Here is a 23,543-nt window from a genome sequence, read left to right on the forward strand (position 1 = left end):
TATGATACTTTTGAAAAAGTATCATTTTTTTGTTTTCAAAAGTACATCTGGAGGTAGTATTGATTCAAATTTTAAACGAAGAACAAGTCAAAAAAATTACCAAAAGTTGTAAAATCTTGGCAGAAGTAAAACAAATTTTGTGAGATTTCATAAGACCAGGGGTTTCTTTAAAAGAAATTGATCAATTAGCTTTTAAAGAAATTACTAAAAGGGGTGCTAAACCAGCTTTTTTAGGTTTATATGGTTTTCCTGCAACAACATGCATCTCTGTAAATGAACAATTGATCCACGGAATCCCTAATAATTACATTATAAAAGATGGTGACTTAGTTAGTGTTGATATCGGTTGCATCTGACAGGGGTTTAATAGTGATAGTGCATTTACCAAAGCTATTGGTAATGTATCTGCATCTGACCAAAAACTTATTGATGTTGCAAAAGGAGCCTTTGAAGCAGGATTAAAAGCAATTAAAAGAGGCGCTCGAGTTGGTGACATCAGTGCTGCAATAGGTAGGTATATCAAAAAAAACGGATTATATACACCTGTTGAGTTTTGTGGTCATGGTATTGGAAGTCATCTCCATCAAGATCCAAATGTTAATAATACAGGACATAAAGGAAGTGGTCCATTATTAAAAAACGGTATGGTTCTTTGTATTGAACCAATGATAATTCAAACTCCACATATTAAAATTTTATCAGATGGTTGAACTGTTATTAGCGCTAATAAAACAAATACAGCCCATTATGAACATACCGTTTTAATAAAGGATTTTCAAGGTGTCGTTCTAACGAAAGGAATATAATTTGGCAAAAGACGCAATTAAATTTAAAGCAGTCGTTAAAGAAGCTCATACAACAGACTTATATACAGTTGAATTAAGCGATAACGGTGCCCTAATTAAAGCTCATATTTCAGGTAAAATGCGTGTAAATCATATTCGTATTTTACCTGGTGATACAGTTGATGTAGAAATGAGTCCTTATGATTTGACACAAGGACGCATTGTCTATCGTCATAAATAAAAGGAGAAACTATGAAAGTTAGAGCAAGTGTAAAGAGTATTTGCAAAGATTGTAAGATCATTAAACGTAAAGGTGTAAACCGTGTGATTTGTATTCATCCAAAACACAAACAAAGACAAGGTTAATAAGAAAGGAAAGTTAAATGGCTAGAATTTTAAATGTTGAAATTCCAAATGATAAGCGTGTAGTTGTTTCATTAACTTACATTTATGGAATTGGAAGAACCTTAGCAAAAGAAATTTGTAAAACTGCAAAAGTAAGTGAAGATGCTCGTGTTAAAAATCTAAGTGAAGAAGAATTATCAAGAATTCGTGAAGCTGCAAAAGTATATACCACCGAAGGTGATTTACGCAGAGAAGTAACTTTAAACATTAAACGTTTAATGGAAATTAAATGCTACCGTGGGATCAGACACCGTAAAGGATTACCAGTTCGTGGTCAATCAACCCAAAAGAATGCTCGTACCCGTAAAGGTCCAAGAAAAACTGTAGCAGGAAAGAAAGGTAAATAATGGCTCGTAAATCAAAAAAGAAAAATATTGTTAGTGGAATAGCACATATTCACTCAACAAATCAAAACACTATTGTTACTTTCACAGATGAAAAAGGTGATGTAATTGCTTGATCATCAGCAGGAGCAATTGGTTATAAAGGGACCAAGAAAAAAACTCCATATGCTGCAGGTTTAGCAGCACAAGCAGCCGCGGAAGCTGCAAAAGAACACGGAATGAAGACAGTCAAGGTTGAATTAAAAGGACTAGGAGCAGGTAAAGATGCTGCTAGAAAACAAATCGAAGTTGCTGGAATTACAGTTACTGAAATCAAAGATGTTACACCTGTTCCGCATAATGGTACTAGACCTCCAAAACGTATTTTAAAACGTGAACGTGCAAAAAAATAATTAATACCATAGTATTTAAAGGAGTCTCGATATGGAAAAGATGAAACAATTATCTTATAGAAAAAAACCAGTATTTAGAGAAACAGACGATAATGAAACCACATTCACCTTACAAGGACTCGAAAGAGGTTATGCAAACACATTAGGAATTGCATTAAGACGTGTATTGCTTTCATCTACTACTTCGCTTGCACCATTTTGTGTTCGCATCGAAGGGGTAGAGCATGAATTTTCTACAATTAAAGAAGTTGTAGAAGATGTTCCAAGTTTGATTATGAATTTGCGTAAGGTTAAATTCACTTATGATCCTAATATTGTTTCAGATAATGAAATTGTTAAGGTTAAATTGGTAGCAGATGAATCAGGTGTATTAATAGCAGGAAAAATGCAGATTTCAAACCCCGGTGTTCGTGTTATTGATCCATCAGTACACATTGCAGAAGTAGTGAATCCAAATGCATTAAAATTAGAAATGTTTTTACGTGCAGGACGTGGATTTATTTCATTTGAGGAGAATAAAGTTCTTTTACTAAATCCGCAAATCAAAGTTTCGTTAGATACAGATATTAAAAAGGCTGAATATATCGCAGTTGATTCTGATTTTTCTCCAATTGAAAAAGTATGATATACACAAAGAGAACTAAACTCATCATCACCCAAGATTGAAGAAGAACTTGAATTAAATATTAAGACAAACGGAACGGTTTCAGCAAAACAAGCGATTAAATCTGCATCAGAAATTTTAATCGGTTTATTCGCTGTTATCGGTAATGTTGATAGTATGGAAGATGTAAAAATCTTTGAAGAACCAAAACAAGTTGAAGAAGAAAAACCTGATGATGATATTGATATTTCACAACTTGGTTTAAGTGTTCGTTCATATAATGCACTTAAAAAAGCTAATAAACGCAAACTTAGTGAATTTGCTGCAATGAAACTTGAAGACCTTGAAAACATTAAAAACTTAGGTAAAAAATCTATTGAAGAAATCGTCAAAAAACTCGCTGAGCAAGGTATTATTTTAAAAGAAGGAGTTGAATAATATGGCAAATCCAAAACAAATCTATTCACGTGATACAAAATGAAGAACTGGTGTAATGCGTTCATTAGTTAGTGAGTTGATAGCTCATGGACATCTAACAACAACCTTAACCCGTGCAAAAGAAGTTCGCAGACATGCTGAACGTATGATTCAAAAAGCAAAAACCCCTACCTTAGCAAACAGACGTGCAGTAGCTTCATATGTTCGCGACATTAAAGTTGAAGGTAACAAAAATGTTCTTAAACATTTATTTGACACAGTAGCACCTAAATATGCACAAAGAAACGGTGGATACACAAGAATTATTAAATTACCAAAACGATTGGGTGATAATACTCGAATGGCCTTAATTGAATTAGTTTAATTTCCTTACTTATTTTAGAGCTTTAAAAATTTATTGCAAACAGCCCACCTAGGGTTGTTTTTTGTATAAAAATATCCACATAAGTGGATATTTTTATCAAATTTTAATGCGCTTTTCAGGTGATAAATACATTTGATCACCATCTTTTATATCATAGGTTTTTAAAAATAATTCGTTATTAGATAAAACTTTATTTGCACGTACTTTGGTTGGAGCATGTACATCTGAATCAAGTAGTCTTTTTGCTCTACCTTCTTTATAAATTGCTCGTCAAACAGTAGCTCAGTTTTCAAAGAATGCATGTGCATCAAAATCAGGATATTTTTGAGCTGCTTTTAAAGCACAATCAAATCCACCTAAATCTGCGATATTTTCAGAAACTGTTAATTTTCCATTCACTTTACCATATTCTGTCTCTGTTCCGTCATAAAGATCAATAACAGCTTGTGTGCGTTTTTTAAATTCATTTAAGTCATTTGCGGTTCATCAGTTGTTTAACTTACCGTTTTCGTCAAATTGTGCCCCATTGTTATCAAAACCATGTGAAATTTCATGTGCGATAACAACCCCGATTCCACCGAAATTAGCTGACTTAGACTGATTTATATCATAAAAAGGAGATGCTAATATCGCAGCAGGAAAAACAATTTGATTTCGCATTGGATTATAGTAAGCATTAATTGTAGCGGGTGTCATACCCCAAAGTTTTTTATCTTCTGATTTATGATATAAGGATAATTGATATTCACTGATATGTTTGTTAAATTCCTTAATGTTTTCAAAAATATTAGAACCATCATGATATGTTTTTACCTTAAATTTAGCATAATATGGATGAATTTTTTCTGGATAACCTACCATGGGTTCAAATTTTTCAAGTTTCAAGATTGCTTTTTGAATTGTTTCTTTTGATAGTCAACTGTTATGTAATAAACTATCTTTGTATACATCAATCATAGATGCAATCATATTTTCCACATCTGCTTTAGCTTTTGATCCAAAATATTTATCAGCATAGAACATTCCGAGTGGCATTCCAAAGAACTTACTGGTTAAATCATATGCAAAATCATTTAATTCTCTTACTTTTGCCACTGAATTTACTGCATTAGCATACTCGGTTGCTTTAATTCTTATTTCTTCTGATAAATAAGTTGTAGTTGCTAGCATATTTTTAATAAACATTAAATCACGGAATTTTTCGAAGTTTGTTTCATTAAAAATTTCATCAAACTTAGCAAAAAGTCTTAGGTTTGGAATTGATGCTTCTGATACTTTTTGTCCAATAATTAAGTCTAAGAGTCTTAAAAAGTCATATTTTTTAGAAAACAAACTTAGTTCTTCTCTGGTTTTCAGATTATATAAGGAAACATAATCTGCTTGTTCGACTGATGAAAGAATGTGGTCTTTATAAATATCATCAAAAGCAATCGCATTTTCAATCATTATATTTACTTTTTGCTGAGCAAAACCGTAATCTAAAAGTAAATCATTTACCATATTTTTTCATGCATTAAGTAATTTTTCTTTTTCTTTTGGTTGCTCATAAGTTTCCTTAGATGGCAAGATTACTGAAACTGAATCAAGTCACAAAATTCTTTTATCATTATCTGCAAAATCTTCATAAATTTGTAATTCTAATGGTAAGAAATTGTAATTTAATCACACATCACGATTTGCATTGAAAATATCATTAAAAGAGTTAAATTGATATATTCTATCTAAAAAATTACGAACAGGTTGTCAACCTAATTCATTTCTTTTTTTTGAATTAATAATGAGTTGATAAAATTTTACTAAATCAGACATCATCGGATGATCTTCTGGCAATTCTTGTTTACCTAATGATCATTGGGAAATTAAGTTCTTAAGTAATTTTTCTAAATTTAACTCTAACTCAACAAAAGATCCGATTGATGAACGATCTTCTGGTATTTTAGCAGTTTTTAATCATTCTGCATTAACATATTCATAAAAATCATCTTTTTTATTCATATTTCTCCTATTTTTTTGTTTCTATATTAGTTTTTAAAATTGATAAGAAGGCTTCTTGTGGAACTTCGATGCTACCAAGTTTTTTCATACGTTTTTTACCTTCCTTTTGCTTTTTAAGTAACTTTTGTCTTCGTGTTACATCTCCACCATATAACTTAGCAGTAACATCTTTTCGATAAGCCTTAATAGTTTCGCGAGCGATAATTTTTCCACCGATTGTTGCTTGCACAGGGACTTCAAAGTTTTGTCTAGGAATAGCATCCTTTAGTTTAACACATAATTGTCGAGCTTGTTCATAAGCTCGATCACGATGACATATAATTGAAAAAGCATCAACTTTATCCCCGTTAAGTAAAATATCTACTTTTACTAAATCACTTTCACGATATCCTAATCATTCATATTCAAATGAAGCATAGCCCTTGGTAGTTGATTTAAGACGGTCAAAGAAATCAAAAATAGTTTCAGCCAATGGTAGTTCATAAATTACATTAGAACGCTTAGAATCTATTATTTCAAGCGACTTATATATCCCACGCTTGTTTTGACATAATTCCATTACATTACCGATATAGTCGTTAGGGATAAAAATTTGTGCTTGCACATAAGGTTCTTCGATTTTTTCAATAAATGTTCGATCAGGGAGTAAGGTAGGATTGGCGATCATTTCTATTTCACCTTTGGTGGTGGTAACTTTATATTCTACACTTGGAGAAGTTGCAATGATACCAACTTTATATTCACGATCTAATCGTTCTTGTAGGATTTCCATATGTAAAAGTCCTAAAAAACCAACACGAAATCCAAATCCTAATGCTTTGGATGTTTCTTGTTCTCAACTTATTGATGAATCACTTAAAGAAATTTTTTCTAAACTCTCTTTAAGTAGTGAATAATCTCGTGTATCAACTGGATAAAATCCAGTAAAAACAACAGGTTTCATTTTTTTATAACCAGGTAAAGCATTTTGAGTTGGTTCTTCTAAATGTGTAATGGTATCACCGACATTAACTTCCTTAGCATCTCTGATGGCTGCAGAAACTCAACCTACTTCACCTGCTTGTAACACCTCTTTTTTAGTTTCATAAGGATTTCTGACCCCTAATTCGATTACATGATAGCGATTGTTCTCATCGTTTCGAGACATAAATTTAAATTTATCACCTACTTTTAAAATCCCTTCAAAAATCCGAACTAACATTACAACACCACGGTATGGATCAAAATAACTATCGAAAATTAAAGCTTTTAATGGTTTATCATCATCAGCATCTTTTGCAGACGGGATATATTTTATAATTGCTTCAAGTAACTTATCTACCCCTAATCCTGTTTTTGCTGATACTAATACAGCATTCTCGGTTGGTATCCCGATAACATCTTCAATTTCTTTTTTAACACCTTCCACATCTGCAGATGACAAATCAATTTTATTAATTACCGGAATTATTTCAAGGTTGTTTTCTAGAGCAAGATATACATTTGCAAGAGTTTGTGCCTCAATGCCTTGTGTTGCATCAACTAGTAACAAAGCACCTTCAGAAGCTGCCAAGGAACGTGAAACTTCATAAGTAAAATCAACATGACCAGGGGTATCAATAAGATGAAAAATATAATCTTTATATTTAATTTGCACTGCATTAAGTTTTATAGTAATTCCACGCTCTTTTTCTAAATCCATTGAATCAAGAAATTGCTCTTTTAATTCTCTTGTTGCAACAGTGTTAGTTATTTCAAGAATGCGATCAGCGAGGGTACTTTTACCATGATCAATATGTGCGATGATTGAAAAATTTTTAATTTTTGATTTGTCTATTTTCATATTATTAAATTATATTAAATTCTTTCTTTATGCGTATTAAATTTTGTATAATGTATCATTTGCGTTGCATTATAAATTTGTTTTGTTACTTTTTTATATTTAAATTATAATGCAAAAAAGTAATTTTTATTTATTTGTTATTAGTATGTATTTATAAGTCTTCTACTAAAAATAAAGTAGATATAATGATACGGAAATAAGTTGTAAGTAAACATAAAATCCATATCTAAGATAACAAAACACAAGAAATTTTCTTGTGTTTTGTTATTATTTTATGAAATTGTTAATATTAATCTTCGTCTTTAGATTGAATATTTCTACGTTTAATAATTTCATCAGCAATGTTTTTTGGTGCTTTTTCATAGTGATCAAATTGCATTTGATATGTACCACGTCCACTAGTCATTGATCTAAGTTCGGTTGAATAACCAAACATTTCAGCAAGCGGAACCATTGCTTTAACAACAACTGCACCATCGCTTCTTTGTTCTTGATCATTCACCAGTCCTCTACGACGTGATAAATCACCGATAACATCTCCCATATGATCTGATGGAACAACAACCGCAACATCCATAATAGGTTCTAATAAAACAGTCCCAATCATATCTTTTGCTTTTGTTAAGGCCTTAGAAGCTGCTATTTTGTATGCTAATTCAGATGAATCGACATCATGGTATGAACCATCAAATAATGTTGCTCTAATGTCAATCATTTGATATCCTGCTAAAATTCCTGCAGCCATTTTTTCTTCAAGTCCTTTTTGAATTGATTTAATGTATTCTTTAGGGATTTTTCCACCAACAATTTTATCAACAAATTCAAAACCACCATCAGGATTTGGTTCAAATTTTAATCAAACATGACCATATTGTCCTTTACCACCTGATTGTTTAATATGTTTTCCTTCGACATCTGCTGTTTTTGTGATTGTTTCACGGTAAGAAACTTGTGGAGCACCAACCTTTGCTTGAACTCCGAATTCACGTTTTAAACGATCTACAATAATATCAAGGTGCAATTCACCCATACCAGCAATAATTGTTTGACCTGTTTCATCATCGGTATATGTTCTAAAGGTTGGATCTTCAGCAGCTAATTTTTGTAATCCGATTGAAAGTTTTTCGGTAGCTGCTTTTGATTCAGGTTCGAGAGCTTGAGAAATAACAGGTTCGGGGAACACCATTTTTTCTAAGATGATTTTTGCACCTTTTTCATTAACTAAAGTGTCCCCAGTTGTAGTATATTTTAAACCTACAGCTGCAGCAATATCTCCGGCACGACATTCATCAATTTCGACACGACTGTTGGCATGCATTTGCAATACACGTCCGATTCTTTCTTTTTCTCCCTTAGTAGAGTTATATACATAACTCCCTTTTGTTAAAACTCCACGGTATACACGGAAGAAAGTTAAAGAACCAACAAAAGGATCGTTCATAACTTTAAAAGCTAATGCGGCAAATTCACCATCATCGGTTGCTTCAACACTAACTTCATGCTCGTTATCATGTGCTTTGATTGCTGGAATATCAACAGGTGATGGTAGATAATCAACAACAGCATCAATCATCTTTTTTACACCTTTATTTTTAAATGATGTTCCACACACTACCGGGAAGAATTCGGAAGATAAAGTTGCTTTACGAATTGCTTCTTTGAAAGCAGGTATTTCAACTTCATGTCCTTCTAAAACACTCATCATTAATTCATCATCAAAAGCAGCAACTGCTTCTAATAACTCTTGACGTTTAATTTCAACGATATCTTTAAGATCATCTGGGATTGCTGTTGCAAATTCTTCTTCTTGTGGTTCGCCATTATATGTATATGCTTCACGAGTTACAAGGTCGATAATTCCTTTGAATTCTGATTCAGCACCAATTGGTCACTGAATAGCAACAGCGTTTCCACCTAAACGTTGTTTAACAGAAGCAACTGAAGCAGCAAAATCAGCACCAGCTTTATCCATTTTGTTTACATAAACTATTCTAGGAACTTTGTAGTTTGTTGCTTGTCTTCATACTGTTTCAGTTTGTGGTTCAACACCAGATTGTGCATCTAAGACAGCGACTGCACCATCTAAAACACGCAATGAACGTTCAACTTCAACGGTGAAGTCAACGTGTCCAGGGGTATCAATAATATTGATTCTTTTACCTTTTCAAAAAGCTGTTGTAGCAGCAGATGTGATGGTAATTCCTCTTTCTTTTTCTTGATCCATTCAGTCCATTTGAGAACCACCATCATGGGTTTCTCCGATTTTATGGATTTTACCTGTATGGAATAAAATTCTTTCGGTTGTTGTAGTTTTTCCTGCATCAATGTGGGCCATAATACCGATATTACGGTAATCTTTTAAATCATAATCTCTTGCCATATTATTTTATAACTTTGATTATCATCTAAAATGTGCAAAAGCTCTGTTGGCTTCAGCCATTTTGTGGGTGTCTTCGCGTTTTTTAATTGCTCCACCAGTTTTATTTGATGCATCAATGATTTCGTTTGCTAAACGAACATCCATAGTTTTTTCGTTTCTTAATCTAGCATATTGAACAAGTCATCTTAATGCTAATGTTTGTTTTCTGCGAGTAGGAACTTCGGTAGGTACTTGGTAGTTAGTTCCACCGATTCTTCTTGTTCTAATTTCAAGTTGTGGTGTAATATTTTCAACAGCAGCTAAAAATACTTCCATTGGCTCTTTGTTAGTTTTACTTTTGATTAATTCAAAAGCTGAATATAAAATATCTTGTGCGATAGATTTCTTTCCGTCAAGCATAATTTGGTTAATTAATTTTGTAACAACTACTGAATTAAAAACTGGATCTGCAAGTACTTCACGGATAGGTGCACTTTTCTTTCTTGACATTTGTCCTCCTTATGTTTAAAATTAATTATTATGCTTATTTCTTTTCTTTTTTAGTTCCGTATAAACTACGACCTTGATTACGTTTTGAAACCCCAGCAGCATCTTGTGTTCCACGAACAATATGGTATCTTACTCCAGGTAAGTCCTTAACACGACCACCACGTATTAATACCACTGAGTGCTCTTGTAAGTTGTGTCCTTCTCCTGGAATGTACGCTGTAACTTCCATTGTATTTGATAACTTAACACGAGCATATTTACGTAATGCTGAATTAGGTTTTTTAGGTGTCATTGTTGCGACACGAGTACATACACCACGCTTAAATGGAGAAGCCATTTTTTTTGATTTTTTAATTAATGAGTTGTAGCTTTGGTTTAAAGCAGGCGCATTTTGCTTTTTAACCTTTGAACTACGACCATTTGTAACTAACTGATTAGTTGTTGGCATTTTATCCTTTCTAAATTAATATTAACAATAATGATATAAAAATTGCTTTTTAATTATACACTAACAACTGCTCCGTGTGTATCATATTTACAGTTTTTTATTACTATATACAAGGGATAAAAATTTACAAAATATAAATTTTATTATTTTTATACTACAAAATTACTAAAATTCAGATTTTATTATATAAAGCATCATGCATAAAAGGTTGATATATCCCAATTTTAAATGATTTATCAAATTAAGGATTTGATTTGTTGTATTTTTTATAGTTTTCAAACAAAGAAAGCGCAGATTTTCCATTATATAATAATGATAATAATCGATAATACTCTTGTTTTAATTTATCGTTTTTATTATAAACCAATGCAGATGTAAAATCAAAGGTTTCAGATGAAATTATTGTGTTTTCTAGATGGAAAATTCTTATGGATTCTTTTTGAGGTTGTTGATATTTTCAAATGTTTTGATTCTTCAAGAAAGAATCATAAATTTTTTCCTCAGTATTTTTTGAATCGGCATCGTAAGCGAAAATATAAAATAACATCTTATTTTTTATGTTTTTTTGTAAATATCTAGAAATATCTATAAATAAGGTGCTTTGTGGTTTATTGACTTCAAATAAAGGTTTTTTAGCATACCTTTGCTGAATATATTTATTAAAACTGATTGGTTTATTTTGTTTAACAAATTTAAAACTAATAAAAATAGAACCACTAGTTAATTTCTCTTTTTGAATTTTTATATAGTAATCATTTTGTTTTAAATCATCATTTATTTGAAAACGCAAAATTTTACGAAAAGGAAAATATGTATTAATCGGGTCCAAATAATTTATTATTTCCTGTGATTTATTTGTCTTCAGATCAAAAATTTCAGGATTTAGTATTCTCGGAGAAAAATTGTTTTCAAAATTTCATTTTGTATCCAAATAATTGTCATCATAAAAAGATTTTTGTAATGCAGAATCTACATTATTTTGATTTTTTGTATCATATGAAAGAAGAAACGGATTGTTATAATCAAAGATAGTTGAATAAATATTTGAGAGTTCTTTGATGTAAATATCAGGAATTTTATTCTTATTTGGATTATCGCTGTGTTCAACGGAAATTATATGATTTAATTCATTTTGTATATTATAACTATAACTTCGATTATAAAATGCTTGGATGTTTTTATCACCGATATAGTGATCTGTATCGGAAAGTTTTATTAACGATGTATCATTTTGTATTTCTATAATTTGATTAAGAAAACTTAGATATTGATTATAGTATTCTTTATTGTTGTCATAGTTTGATAATGAATTTAAAAAAGAATTTATATGTTTTTTAAATTCATTATTTAAATTCTTATGTTCACTAATTTTTCTAACTAAGTTTTGTCCATCTTGGTTTAAGTAATGTATTGACTTATTTATAAGTTCTTTTGATAAATCAAATTTTAATTCATTTTTTATTCCACAAGACGTTAATGTAATAGAAGAAACTGAAAATAACAAAAAAAGAGAAAGATATTTATTTTTTTTCATTATTAATAAAATTAACCTTTAATTATGTTCATAATAAGACAAAATTTCTAAATTCTCTTTTATGTGTTCAAAGTATCCGTCAATTAAAATCATAAGATTTTTATTTAATTCTTGTTCGTATATATTATTCTTCTTATTTTGCTGATAATTAGCATCGTTTTTCTGTTTTTTATCATAAAAAGCATCAGTATATTCTAACATATAGTGTTTTAGTTCGATAAGGTAAATATATAAAGTATATTCAGGATTAAAAAGAAATTTATAATTACCAAAATATATTCTATCGATGTTTGAATAGTCTGTTCTTAATCATTTCATTCAACGTTTTTTATATATTATTTCATTTTTATCATTTTTTAAAACAGAATTAAGATAACCTGTAAGTTCATAAACCTTGTTTATATCATCGAATTTTCTATTATCTCATGTTATTGTTTTTTTCTTATCATTTTCAAAAATATATGTTTTTAAAATAACTCATGGATTGTAATTATCATATTCTTTTTTTATTGTATTTGAATATTGTTTTTCGATATAATCTGAAAAAAAACTTTTATATGAAGAGACAAATGTATGATTGAGATTTTGAAAATTAGGCAAGCTATCTCTTTTTGCTTCTGGGTCTTTTCTTGGATACTCATCTATTTGTTTTTTGAGGAGATTGAAATCTAGTTTTTCTATTTTATTTTCATTGTATATCTTAAACATTTTGAAAAATTTTGGTATTCCAAACCCAGTTTTGTTTTTTTGTCTATTTATTCTTCAAATTTCACTTGGGAAAATTTTAGATCTATAATTAAGTGCAACATCTAAGTTACCTAATTTTGCTGTATTTGTTGATGCATAATTTGATGAACTTATCAGAAGTAATTTTGTTTCATTCAATGATAATTCTCTTTGTAATTTATGCTGTAATAATGAAATTAAACCAGTAATCATTGGTGCTGATTTACTTGTACCATTAAAATTCATTGCATAATTAATTTTCTCTTTTAAATATTCAGGTAATCTTTTGTTTATAGAGTTAATTTCCTCGCTTGAATAATGATTTTTATTATCTTTATTAATCTTTGTTTCATCTTCGGCTAAACTTGATCCATATGCAGAAATTAAAGGCAAATATGGAGATTTAGAATTACCAAACGATGTAAAATCGGATGGTTTATTATCATATGATACAGATCCTACATTAATTATATTTTCTTTGTTCTTTATGCTCTCTCATTTTAAGAGTCCACTAAAAATATTGCGAGAACTTATTAACTGGTTTCCGAACTCTCAATTATTAAAATCATCATAGGTATTGCTATGATAAATATAGTTATTCTTTTCGACTTTATTTTTCAAAAAGTCATATAATAAATAAATACCTTTTATGTCTTTTGAATTAGGATATAACTTAAAACTACTATAATGTTTTTTATAAATATTTTTTGCTACAATTTTAAATTTTTTAAAGACATTATTTCAATTAATGTCTATTAAATGATTATCTTTATCATTGATAAAGAAATTGTTTTTATCGAAATATGAATCCAGATTTTCTCATGCATCAACTGTTTCATCACTTGAATTTCCTGCAGAGAAGATAACTTTTCAGTCAAATATTAGTGCTTGTTCATTAATAGCATTTAATAAATTATCTCAGTTCTTTGTAATAGAGTGATTAAATTTCTCATTTGTATCAAAATAAAAATTAATTATCGCACTTGATAAAGCATAAAAATTTTGTTCATCATCTTCTTCTGTTGTATAATTATCTTCAAAACTTTGAACATCATTTATGAATAATTTTTTTATATTATCTGAAAAATTCAAAAAGTAACCATCTAATGGTGTATCTAATTGACCAATGCTTATATTAAAAATTTTAACACCATACCTATCATACATTCTTTTTAGAATATTATCATATGCCTTTTGTTTCCAAACTTCATCTCCTTTTGTTCCCACATCAAAATATTTCCTATCTGGTATATCAAAATTATTTGAAAAATAAATATCTGCATTTTTATTGATTCCAAAATCAGTACCAATAGTAGAAACAACATTTCATGCATGATTTGAATATTGATAATTATCAATATCAAATTTTTTAATTTTGAAATCAGGATTTTTTGAGAAAAGTAAATTTTGATCGACATTTCCTAACTCGATAATTCCTACTTTATCAAATTCATTTGTAAAATAGCTATTACCTCTTTCGTAGCGTAAACCGAGTTTATTGTAATATGGTACATACATATTAATCAATTTATTATAGTCATTTACATTTAAATTAATATAAGAATTATTATTAATATAAATTGATTCGTTATATTTTTGAGCTGATGTATTAGCAGAAACAGTTATTATTGTTGTGCTTACAAGACTGAAAAACCAATGAAATTTCTTTATATTTTTTTTCATATTAATCCTCTGCTGAATATCCTTTAATTTCTATATTTTTATTACTTGTCCATGGTTTATTATTTGGGTTATTATTTGTTTCTTTTTTTCATAAAGTTTTTGAATCGGCATATCATTTATAATAAATATTAAAATTATCCTTTTTATCATATAATCTCATATCAAAACTATCTGATGTAGCAAGTAAATTCTCTATATTGTTATTTATTGTGTAATTTCTTCAAAAATTATTTTCTATGAAGAATTTATATTCATTTTTCTTCATATTCTGTGTGTATAAATCATAAGAGTTAACAAAAAATATATTTTTTTTATTAGTTTTGTTTTCTATTTCATCTGTAATATCTATAACAAAAGATGATGATTTTGAGTTGTAACTAATATTTTCAGATTTTTTAGTGTGATTTTGCAAGAAAAAATCAACAAAATCATTTAAAAATCATTTTTTATCTATTTTATCTACATTTATGACTATTATGTTAGTGTCATTGTTAATAGGATAAGATTTGAAAGAAAGAAACAATTCACTATTTTCTAAATTATCATTAATATCAAATGATAAAATATGTCTTTCTTTTTTAGTATGATTTGTTTTATATTTAATGATGTTTTTTACTTCATTATAGTTAACTTTATATACATTAACATTTTTTATTTTATTTATTATGTTTCTTGAAAAAGCATAATTATTATTTATGTTTGTTAAATCTGTACTGTCAGTTAAAAAAAGATTAGTGCCAGTATCATTTTTAGCAGGATAAACCAAATTATTTTTCTTAATAAAAACATCTAGAGCCGGAAAATTACTTTTGTCATATTTTAGATATCGCTGATAGTAGATTCAGTCAATATCGGGCGTATCTTCAAAGTCATATTTATCTAAACCATATGTCCTTGAAATCTCTAACAAAGGTGGATATTCATTATTGTATAAATCATCATTGTGAATATAGTTTGTTATTGGTTTTTCTAAATAGTCAATACTATAAAGTTGATAAGAATTTAATGAATTGCTTAAAAAGTTTTTAGTTATTAAGTTTCTTATGCTATCTTGATATTCTTTATTTGATTCATCATTTAAAAAGTGATATGAATTATTAACAAAATTATAGATTTCTTTGTTAATTTCAAGTTTTGGGATACCTTTTATATTAATTTTGATATTTTTACTTTGTAAATAATTCATATTGTTTATATCTATCATCTGATTATTTTCATTATCATATTTCATTAACAAATATACAAAAGAAAGATAATTAAAATAAAGATGGTCACGTTTATAAAGCTTCAATTGATAATATTTATTTTGTTTTTGATTAAAACTATTTTTATGATATTCATTCATTTTATTGATATAATCCATAAGTAAAAATGAATATTTATTGTTATAAATTTCATTGGAAAATAATAAATCGACAAGGTTGTAAAATTTGCTATCATTATCTAATTCCATAGCTTTCTTTGTAGAATTTATTAAAAGTTTCCTTAAAATATCTTTCTTTATATTGTATGAAATATTTGATTTTTCATTATGTATGTTTTGACTTAGTTTTGCTTCATTATTTTGATTATGCGAGCAAGAAATTAAAGTTAACAAAGTTGGTAAAAAAAGTAAAATAAACAATTTTTTTATTTTTTTAATGCTATATTTTATCATAATTAAATTATATAAATTTTATTCAAAACGACTAGTTATTTACTAAAATAGAAAATAAATAATAAAAATATACGCAACTATTTACATAAAACAAATTATTTCTTATAAATAGTATCCTGCTTCGGAAATTATGTGTTTGAGTTGATTAAGCAACAATATATTTTCTGTTTGTGATACTAATTTGACATATTTTTCTGGTTGATAATATAAGTATCAATATAAAAGTAATTGTTCTTGGTTTTTTGTATCATTAAGATTATGATTTGAGCAAATAAAACCGCCTTCAAGGATGCTAAAATCAACAAGGTTCTTCCTTTGATGACATATTCTACATTTATTAAAACTAGGTTTTACACCAAAATATACACTACTTTGTGCATAAAAAACACATAAATATTTTTTTAAATTGTCTTTTTTAAATTTATCCATATTTAAAGTGTAAAAATTAAAAATATGATTTGGTATTTTCAAGTTTTTAAAGAGTTTGATAAGTTTTAGCAGAAAGATGTTTGTATCAGAACTGGTAATACTAAAAATATGCAATAAATTTACTCTTTTTAATCTACCTATTCTACCTTTTAATCTTGCGGAAAAATATTCAATTTCAACCAATGAACCAATTTGTAAGTTGCTACGATTTTTAGATAACTGTTTATTTAACCCTTGTGCAAAAAGAATTAAAACACCTTTATCGTTAAAAAAAGTCACATAAAATTCATTTTCTGATTTTTCAATAATTTCTAATACAATTGCCTTTGCGACTAAAAGTGCCATTCTGCTCCTTAATTTCTTAAAAAATATTAATAATATTATAAAATATAATCAATAATATTTAAGATATATTTGCATATTATATCGAAAGTAGGCATAATGGAATTGTTAAAAATCAAAGAGATGTTTTTAAAGATTGCTGAATCAATACCTGGAATTATGGAAATAAATCCACTTTCTGATGATGATATAGTTACAGATACAACAGAACTAATAGATCGTGTTAATATTATTCAAACACCGAAAGGATATAGTTTTTTTATCGCAGTTTCTTTAATAGCAGATGTTTTTGCAAAAGTCATCATCGCAGAATTTCATCAAAGGTTAGCGTTTGAAATGAAAAAAAATAAATTAAAATTTAACAAGTTAACAATATTCATTGAAGGGATTAAATAATGTCAAAAATTTTGCTGGATAGTAAAACCTTTTTACAAGGGATGCTCTCGGGTTCAAATGCATTAGTTAATGCTAAGAATCGCATTGATGCTTTAAATGTTTTTCCAGTCCCAGATGGAGATACAGGAACTAATATGTCATCGACAATTTCTGCAGCAATAGCTAAATTAGATGAATCTTATTTTAATTTACCTATTTCTGAAGTTACTAAGCAACTTGCCTTAAATATGATGTATGAAGCTCGTGGTAATTCTGGAGTGATTTTATCACAGGTTTTTAAAGGATTTTCGCTTGCTTGTTCTGGTTTAGCATCCTTAGATTTAAAACAGTTATTAATCGCCTTTCAAGAAGCAACAAACCGTGCTTATAAATCGGTTTTTAATCCCACTGAAGGGACAATGCTCACTGTTATCAGAGAAACATCAGAAAATTTAAATCAAGAATTTTTGAAAGCAACGGAAGTGAGCTTGCTTGATTTTTGAACTAAGGTTTTAGATTTTTCGCGAAAGAGTTGTGATGAAACACCAAATAAATTAAAAACTTTACGCGAAGTTGGGGTTACTGATAGTGGCGGAGAAGGTTTATATATCATTTTTAAAGGTTTTTTTGAATATTTAAAAGGAAACCCAGTTGAAAAAAGTGAAAACGGAGATGATATATCGGTTTTGGTTTCAGATAGTGAAATATATTCAGGTGAATTTGGTTACTGCACTGAGGTTTTAGTTGATTTAAATAATCCACATTCTTTTGATAAAAATATTTTTTCAAAACAAATAGAAGAAATAGCAAACTCACTAGTAATAGTTAACGATGATAAATTGTTAAAGGTGCATGGTCATACAGTTAAACCTGGAGAATTTTTAACTCTAGCACAAAAATACGGTGAATTTATTAAAATAAAATCTGAAAATATGACTTTGCAAGCAAACAATTCCAAATCAATTTATGCAAAAACATCTGATGAAATGGCTGAATGTGGACTTGTATCATGTAATTTAGGTAGCGGAATAATCAAAAGAATGCAGGAATTAGGAACTGATTTTGTAGTTGAATCTGGACAAATCCAAAATCCATCTGCTCAAGATTTAATTAATGCTGTTGCTAAGGTAAATGCAAAAAATGTTTTTATTTTACCTAACAATTCTAATGTTATTTTAGTAGCACAACAAGCAGCGCAAGTTGTCACAGATAAAAATATTATTGTCATTCCAACAAAGTCCCAAATTCAAGGTTTAACAGCAGTTTTAAATTTTAATTCAGAATTTAGTGCAAAGGAAAATGAAGAATTAATGTTAGATAGTTTATCTGATGTGCAAACTGGTGAAATAACTAAATCAGTTCGTAAAACAAAGATAAATAATATTGTTATAAGAAAAGGTGATTATTTAGGTATTCATGATGGAAAAATAATTGCTTCAGAACGCTATTTAACAATAACTTTTAAAAAGTTAATTTCTAAGATGGTAAAAAAACAATCTCAAATGATAACATTATATTACGGAGATGATGTTGATACAGCAACACTTTTAGAATTAAGTAATTACCTTGAAGCAAATTATGATTTACAAATAGAAGTAGTTGAAGGTAATCAACCTAATTATCAATTCTTAATAGGAGTTGAATAATGAAAATAGTTTTAGATGCAAATGGATTAGATTTAGGTGTTAATGTTGCTTATAATGCAGCAGCAAAATTTGTTAATAATTATCAAGATGTACAAATTATTTTAGTTGGTAACTTTGATAAATCTATAAACAAACACCCGAATATCCAAATAATTTATAATCCAAATAAACCAAGCGATCCAAGAAATATCCGAGCAAGTTTAAAAGAAAATAATTCGATGAATGCAGCAATTAATATTATTAATGAAAATAAAGCTGATGGAGTGATTTCAGGGGGTGATTCAGGAAGTTATATTGCAGCACTGACTTTTAAACTAAAACGTATTGATAATGTTTCTCGGCCTGCTTTTATGCCGATTATTACTTGTTTGAATGATGAAAAACTTTTATTATTAGATGTAGGAGCTAACCTTGAAGTAAAATCCGAATATTTATATGAGTGAGCAAAATTAGCATCAGCATTTCATACAACAATGTTTAATAAGCAAAATCCAACTGTTTCACTGCTAAATGTCGGGGTTGAAGAATACAAAGGCTTGCAAGTTGTTAGAGAAGCACAAAGTTTAATAGAATCGGATCAAAAACTTAACTATATCGGTTTTTCTGAAACACGAAACTTGCTTGCAGGAAACATAAATGTAGGATTAATTGATGGATACGGTGGAAATTTAGTCATTAAAAGTTATGAAGGTGCTGTTATAAGTTTCAAACAAGCAATTAAGCAGCGAGTTAAACAAAGTTTTTTTGCTAAATTAGGGGCATTATTATTAAAACCTAGTTTTAAAAAAATAGCACAAAAACTTGACTTTCGAAATGTTGCTAATGCATGAGTTTTAGGTATCAATGCCCTTGCATTAAAAATCCATGGTGCAGCAGATGAATTATCTATTTATATAGCACTAAAACAAATGCATAATGCAATTTCTAAGGATTTATTGAATAAACTAAAGGTAGCATTAAATGTTTAAACAACAACATCTCATTGATTTTTTGATTAATATCGGAATACAACCAAACCATATAGAATTTTATCAACTAGCAACTACTCATAAATCATATAACACACATGATAAAACTAAGTTAGAAAATTATGAAAGGCTTGAATATCTAGGGGATTCGCTGTTGTCGTTTATGATAGCAATTTATGCATATAAAAAGTTTCCCAATAAATCACAAGGTGAACTTTCGCGCTGGAGAGCATCAGCGGTGCAAACCGAAACCTTAGGAGCAGTTTCTAAAAACATTGGACTTTTAAAATTTTTAAAAACTGGAAATGGACAAATGCATACAGATGTTTTAGATTCACCAAAAGTACAAGCTGATATTTTTGAGGCTTTTCTAGGAGCAATTTATTTAGATCAAGGGATGTCAAAGGCTTGATGATTTGTGCAAAAACACCTACTAGCAAGCAATATAAGTGTAGATGGACATCATATATTTCAAAGTAACAAGGATCCTAAAACACAACTTCAAGAATATTTTCAAAGCATTAGTAAAAACAATATTCATTATATTTTTGAAGAAAAAGATAAGCTTTTTATAGCTAAAGCCGTTCACGAAGATATGATTTACGGAATAGGAAGTGGTGCTTCTAAAAAAGAAGCTACGACAAATGCAGCAAGAGCAGCCTTAAATAAAATGAAAATGAAGGGAAATGATGAAATTAATTAAAATAGAAGCATTAGGATTTAAATCTTTTGCAGATCCAATTGTATTACACTTTGATGGTGGAGTTGCAGGTATTGTAGGACCCAATGGTTCTGGTAAAAGTAATATTAACGATGCAATCCGCTGAGTTTTAGGGGAACAAAGTTCAAAAGAATTACGTGGTGATTCAATGGAAGATGTTATTTTTTCTGGTTCAAAAACTGTGCAACCGATGCAAAAAGCACAAGTAACATTGACTTTTGATAACAAGGATCGTCTTAGTTCGGTTGATTCAGATGTTATTTCAATTACTCGTGTTTTAGAGCGTGGTAAAGGGATAAATGAATACTATATCAATAACCAAAAATGCCGTCACAAAGATATTAAAGCAATTGCTATGGAAACAGGAATAGGAAAAAGTTCGTTAGCGATTATTTCGCAAGGAACCGTTTCGGATATAGCACACTCATCTGATGAAGATCGCAGATTAATTTTTGAAGAAGCAGCCGGGGTTTCTAAATATAAATTCCGTAAAGCAGAAGCAGAAAAAAAACTCGAACGAGCCCAAGAAACCTTAGGAAAGGTTGAAGTATCAATAAAGGAATTAGAAAAACAACTTACTCCATTGCGCATCCATGCTGAAAAAGCGCTAAAATACAAAAAGATGGCTGAAGAGTTAAAAAGTGTTGAAATAGGCTATTTAGCACACGAAATAAAAAAACATAGTGAATTAGTTAAAACATTAACAGAAGATCTTTCAGGTGTTGATGAAACTGATAAACAATATAACAGTCAACTTGAGGAATTAGATATCAAAATTAAAAATAAACGCGATGAAGTTATTGAAATAAACCGTAAGTTATCAAGTGATTCGGGTAAAAAACAAGGTTTATCAGACCGCATTAATAATATCGAAAAAGCCATTTCTGCAGACCGGGCTCGTCGTGAAATGATTGCCAGTGGACAAGGAAATTTCGATGAAAAAGAGCGTATTTCAGCGATTTTAAGTGAATTACGTACTTTGCAAGAAAAATATCGTTATTTAAGTGAATCGTTATCTGAAATGGAAACTAAACGAAATCATGCAACTGAAAATATTACTACATTAGAAAGTAAAATTAACGATGGTAATATAAAAGTCAAGGATTTAGAGAACAAATATACTAAATTAATTTCAAAACTTGAAATTCTTGAAGAAAAGAAAAATAATTTTACTAACTTATACAAAGGAACAAAAACAGTTTTAGAAAATAAAACATTACTTAAAGGATTTATAGGACTAGTAGCAGATTTAATAAAGATTCCTAACGAATTTCTGCCTGCCCTAGAAGCAATTTTGAAAAATGCTGCACAGCATATAGTAGTTGATCATTCTGATACAGCTGTTAAAGCAATTAATTTCCTTAAAAAAAATAACGGAGGTCGTGCAACATTTATTCCTCTTGCTTCAATTAAAGGTAAGTTTATCCGTGATGATTATTTATTAGTGGTTCGAAATCACCCTGGTTTTGTGGGTGTTGCTAAAGATTTGGTAGAAATTGATAACAAATATCAAGTGCTAAATGAATTTTTATTAGGTAATGTTTTAGTTGTTTCTGATATTAAATCAGCCAACGAAATATCAACAATTATTGAAAAAAAATATATGGTAGTTACCACAGATGGTGACATCGTGCGTGTTGGTGGAGTTATGGTTGGTGGAACTGTTGAAGCTAGCGAAGATATTTTAGGTCTTGATCAAAAAATTAAAGAACTTAAAGACTTGATTCCAGGAATTAAAAATGTTATCGCACAAACAACAAAAACTATTTTAGAAGATAACGAAAGTTTACAACAACAAAAAACTTATCAAGCTTCTTATAACTCACAATATCTTAATTTATCATACCAAGTTAAAGATACTTTCGGTAAAATTGAAAATTATAAATTACAAACACAAATTTCATCTGCTAATAACGAGCAAATCAGCGAATTAGATGTTTCTGAACAAACTATTGCGCAACTACAACAGCAATTGCAACTACTTGAATTTGATATCAGTTCAAATACACAAATAAAAGAAGCACTTGATGCAAAAATACTAAGTTGAGAAGAAGAATACAAAAGAATTTCGAAATTACAAAAGACTCTTAATGAATCATTTCGTGAAAAAACTGCTGCATTTGAAAAATCTAAAAACTTACTCGAAAAACATAAAGAACGTCTTAGTTCACATTATGCATTAACTTTAGAATATGCAATTGAGAATTATCCATTAAATATGTCACCAGTTGCTGCCGAAGAATTAGTAAAGGAACAGCGTTATGAAATTCAAGAACTTGGAAATGTTAATTTAGAAGCCATTGAACAACTACAAGAAGTTGAATCACGTTATGAATTTAATACCAAAAACCGTGATGAAGTAACCGAAGCAATACGTTTATGTGATGAAGCGATTTCAGAAATGAATAAAAAAATTGTTGCTCGTTTAACTAACATAGTAGATGATGTTAACATTGAGATGCATAAAGTATTTTCATCAATGTTTGGTGGAGGAAGTGCGGAAGTTAAATTTATTGATCCGAAAAACATTCTCGAATGCGGAATTAGTATTTTTGCTCAGCCACCAGGCAAATCTGTTAAAAATCTTAAATTATTTTCAGGTGGAGAAAAATCATTAATTGCAATTTCATTATTATTTGCAATTTTAAAAGCTCGTCCATTACCACTTTGTATCTTGGATGAAGTAGAAGCGGCTTTAGATGAAGCAAATGTGGTTAGATATGCTGAATACTTACAAGAACTTAAAAAACAAACCCAGTTTTTAGTTATCACACATCGCCCAGGAACAATGTCAAGAGTAGATGCTTTATTTGGCGCAACAATGCAAAAACGCGGAGTTACTAGCTTTTTCAGTGTTAAATTAGAAGATGCTAAGAAATTAGCAACCCAAGAAGAAAATACACCAAGTGTATAATATATAAAAATCCTTCTTTTTCTTAGATTTTATTTAAGAAAAAGAAGGGAAAATTACAACAAAAACAACATATTTTATTGCA

At 29.1% G+C, this 23,543-nt stretch carries 21 protein-coding genes; 12 read left to right on the plus strand and 9 right to left on the minus strand.

Annotated features, from left to right (window positions below):
* The first annotated feature begins 59 nt into the window (after positions 1-59).
* Genes map through rplQ form a run of 7 tightly spaced genes read left to right on the plus strand, consistent with a single transcriptional unit; the run spans position 60 to position 3,332 of the window.
* Entirely contained in the window at positions 60-806 is a 747-nt protein-coding gene (gene map / locus ACXYRO_RS01305) for a type I methionyl aminopeptidase (RefSeq protein WP_458614077.1), read from the plus strand.
* Between the two features lies 1 nt (position 807).
* Positions 808-1,026, plus strand: coding sequence for a translation initiation factor IF-1 (gene infA / locus ACXYRO_RS01310; protein WP_435129040.1), 219 nt, complete (start codon positions 808-810; stop codon positions 1,024-1,026).
* A gap of 11 nt (positions 1,027-1,037) precedes the next feature.
* The gene (gene rpmJ / locus ACXYRO_RS01315; protein WP_435129043.1) at positions 1,038-1,151 is read left to right on the plus strand and encodes a 50S ribosomal protein L36; all 114 of its coding nucleotides are present in this window, start codon (positions 1,038-1,040) and stop codon (positions 1,149-1,151) included.
* Positions 1,152-1,168: 17 nt separating this feature from the next.
* Positions 1,169-1,537, plus strand: coding sequence for a 30S ribosomal protein S13 (gene rpsM, locus ACXYRO_RS01320; RefSeq protein ID WP_435129046.1), 369 nt, complete (start codon positions 1,169-1,171; stop codon positions 1,535-1,537).
* Entirely contained in the window at positions 1,537-1,926 is a 390-nt protein-coding gene (rpsK, locus tag ACXYRO_RS01325) for a 30S ribosomal protein S11 (protein WP_435129049.1), read from the plus strand. The genes rpsM and rpsK overlap by 1 nt, the downstream gene beginning before the upstream one ends.
* Positions 1,927-1,957: 31 nt before the next feature.
* Positions 1,958-2,968, plus strand: a complete 1,011-nt coding sequence (locus ACXYRO_RS01330; RefSeq protein WP_458614078.1) for a DNA-directed RNA polymerase subunit alpha — start codon at positions 1,958-1,960, stop codon at positions 2,966-2,968.
* A gap of 1 nt (position 2,969) precedes the next feature.
* A complete protein-coding gene (gene rplQ / locus ACXYRO_RS01335) occupies positions 2,970-3,332 on the plus strand; it encodes a 50S ribosomal protein L17 (protein ID WP_435129055.1) in 363 nt (120 codons plus the stop codon).
* Positions 3,333-3,425: 93 nt separating this feature from the next.
* Here the strand turns inward: rplQ and ACXYRO_RS01340 are convergent, their stop codons facing one another.
* From ACXYRO_RS01340 to recO, 9 genes are all read right to left on the minus strand, one after another.
* Positions 3,426-5,327, minus strand: coding sequence for a M13 family metallopeptidase (locus ACXYRO_RS01340; RefSeq protein WP_458614079.1), 1,902 nt, complete (start codon positions 5,325-5,327; stop codon positions 3,426-3,428).
* 7 nt (positions 5,328-5,334) lie between these two features.
* The gene (gene lepA / locus ACXYRO_RS01345; RefSeq protein WP_458597556.1) at positions 5,335-7,149 is read right to left on the minus strand and encodes a translation elongation factor 4; all 1,815 of its coding nucleotides are present in this window, start codon (positions 7,147-7,149) and stop codon (positions 5,335-5,337) included.
* 289 nt (positions 7,150-7,438) lie between these two features.
* Entirely contained in the window at positions 7,439-9,529 is a 2,091-nt protein-coding gene (gene fusA, locus ACXYRO_RS01350) for an elongation factor G (protein ID WP_458607319.1), read from the minus strand.
* An 18-nt stretch (positions 9,530-9,547) separates the two neighbouring features.
* A complete protein-coding gene (gene rpsG / locus ACXYRO_RS01355; protein ID WP_435129070.1) occupies positions 9,548-10,018 on the minus strand; it encodes a 30S ribosomal protein S7 in 471 nt (156 codons plus the stop codon).
* 34 nt (positions 10,019-10,052) lie between these two features.
* Positions 10,053-10,466, minus strand: a complete 414-nt coding sequence (gene rpsL, locus ACXYRO_RS01360) for a 30S ribosomal protein S12 (RefSeq protein ID WP_435129073.1) — start codon at positions 10,464-10,466, stop codon at positions 10,053-10,055.
* Positions 10,467-10,707: 241 nt separating this feature from the next.
* Complete coding sequence (locus tag ACXYRO_RS01365; RefSeq protein ID WP_458614080.1) at positions 10,708-12,000, minus strand: hypothetical protein; 1,293 nt, start codon at positions 11,998-12,000, stop codon at positions 10,708-10,710.
* Between the two features lie 18 nt (positions 12,001-12,018).
* Positions 12,019-14,409: a S8 family serine peptidase gene (locus tag ACXYRO_RS01370; RefSeq protein WP_458614081.1), complete on the minus strand. Its 2,391-nt coding sequence runs from the start codon at positions 14,407-14,409 to the stop codon at positions 12,019-12,021.
* A 1-nt stretch (position 14,410) separates the two neighbouring features.
* Positions 14,411-16,066 (minus strand): hypothetical protein, encoded by a 1,656-nt coding sequence (locus ACXYRO_RS01375; protein ID WP_458614082.1) that lies wholly within the window; start codon positions 16,064-16,066, stop codon positions 14,411-14,413.
* A gap of 102 nt (positions 16,067-16,168) precedes the next feature.
* Positions 16,169-16,840 carry a DNA repair protein RecO gene (gene recO / locus ACXYRO_RS01380; RefSeq protein ID WP_458614083.1) on the minus strand — a complete coding sequence of 224 codons (672 nt, stop codon included), beginning with the start codon at positions 16,838-16,840 and terminating at the stop codon, positions 16,169-16,171.
* Between the two features lie 96 nt (positions 16,841-16,936).
* Here recO and ACXYRO_RS01385 point away from each other — a divergent pair, with 96 nt between their 5' ends.
* The 5 genes from ACXYRO_RS01385 to ACXYRO_RS01405 are packed head-to-tail and all read left to right on the plus strand — an operon-like array spanning position 16,937 to position 23,461.
* A complete protein-coding gene (locus ACXYRO_RS01385) occupies positions 16,937-17,233 on the plus strand; it encodes a hypothetical protein (RefSeq protein WP_458614084.1) in 297 nt (98 codons plus the stop codon).
* Positions 17,233-18,858: a DAK2 domain-containing protein gene (locus ACXYRO_RS01390; protein ID WP_458614085.1), complete on the plus strand. Its 1,626-nt coding sequence runs from the start codon at positions 17,233-17,235 to the stop codon at positions 18,856-18,858. Before ACXYRO_RS01385 ends, ACXYRO_RS01390 begins: the two co-directional genes overlap by 1 nt.
* On the plus strand, positions 18,858-19,826 hold the full coding sequence (gene plsX, locus ACXYRO_RS01395; RefSeq protein ID WP_458614086.1) for a phosphate acyltransferase PlsX: 969 nt from the start codon (positions 18,858-18,860) through the stop codon (positions 19,824-19,826). The genes ACXYRO_RS01390 and plsX overlap by 1 nt, the downstream gene beginning before the upstream one ends.
* On the plus strand, positions 19,819-20,529 hold the full coding sequence (rnc, locus tag ACXYRO_RS01400; RefSeq protein ID WP_435129096.1) for a ribonuclease III: 711 nt from the start codon (positions 19,819-19,821) through the stop codon (positions 20,527-20,529). Before plsX ends, rnc begins: the two co-directional genes overlap by 8 nt.
* Positions 20,516-23,461 (plus strand): AAA family ATPase, encoded by a 2,946-nt coding sequence (locus ACXYRO_RS01405; RefSeq protein WP_458614087.1) that lies wholly within the window; start codon positions 20,516-20,518, stop codon positions 23,459-23,461. Before rnc ends, ACXYRO_RS01405 begins: the two co-directional genes overlap by 14 nt.
* Positions 23,462-23,543: the final 82 nt, after the last annotated feature.

The organism is Mycoplasma sp. 4013, assembly GCF_054353875.1.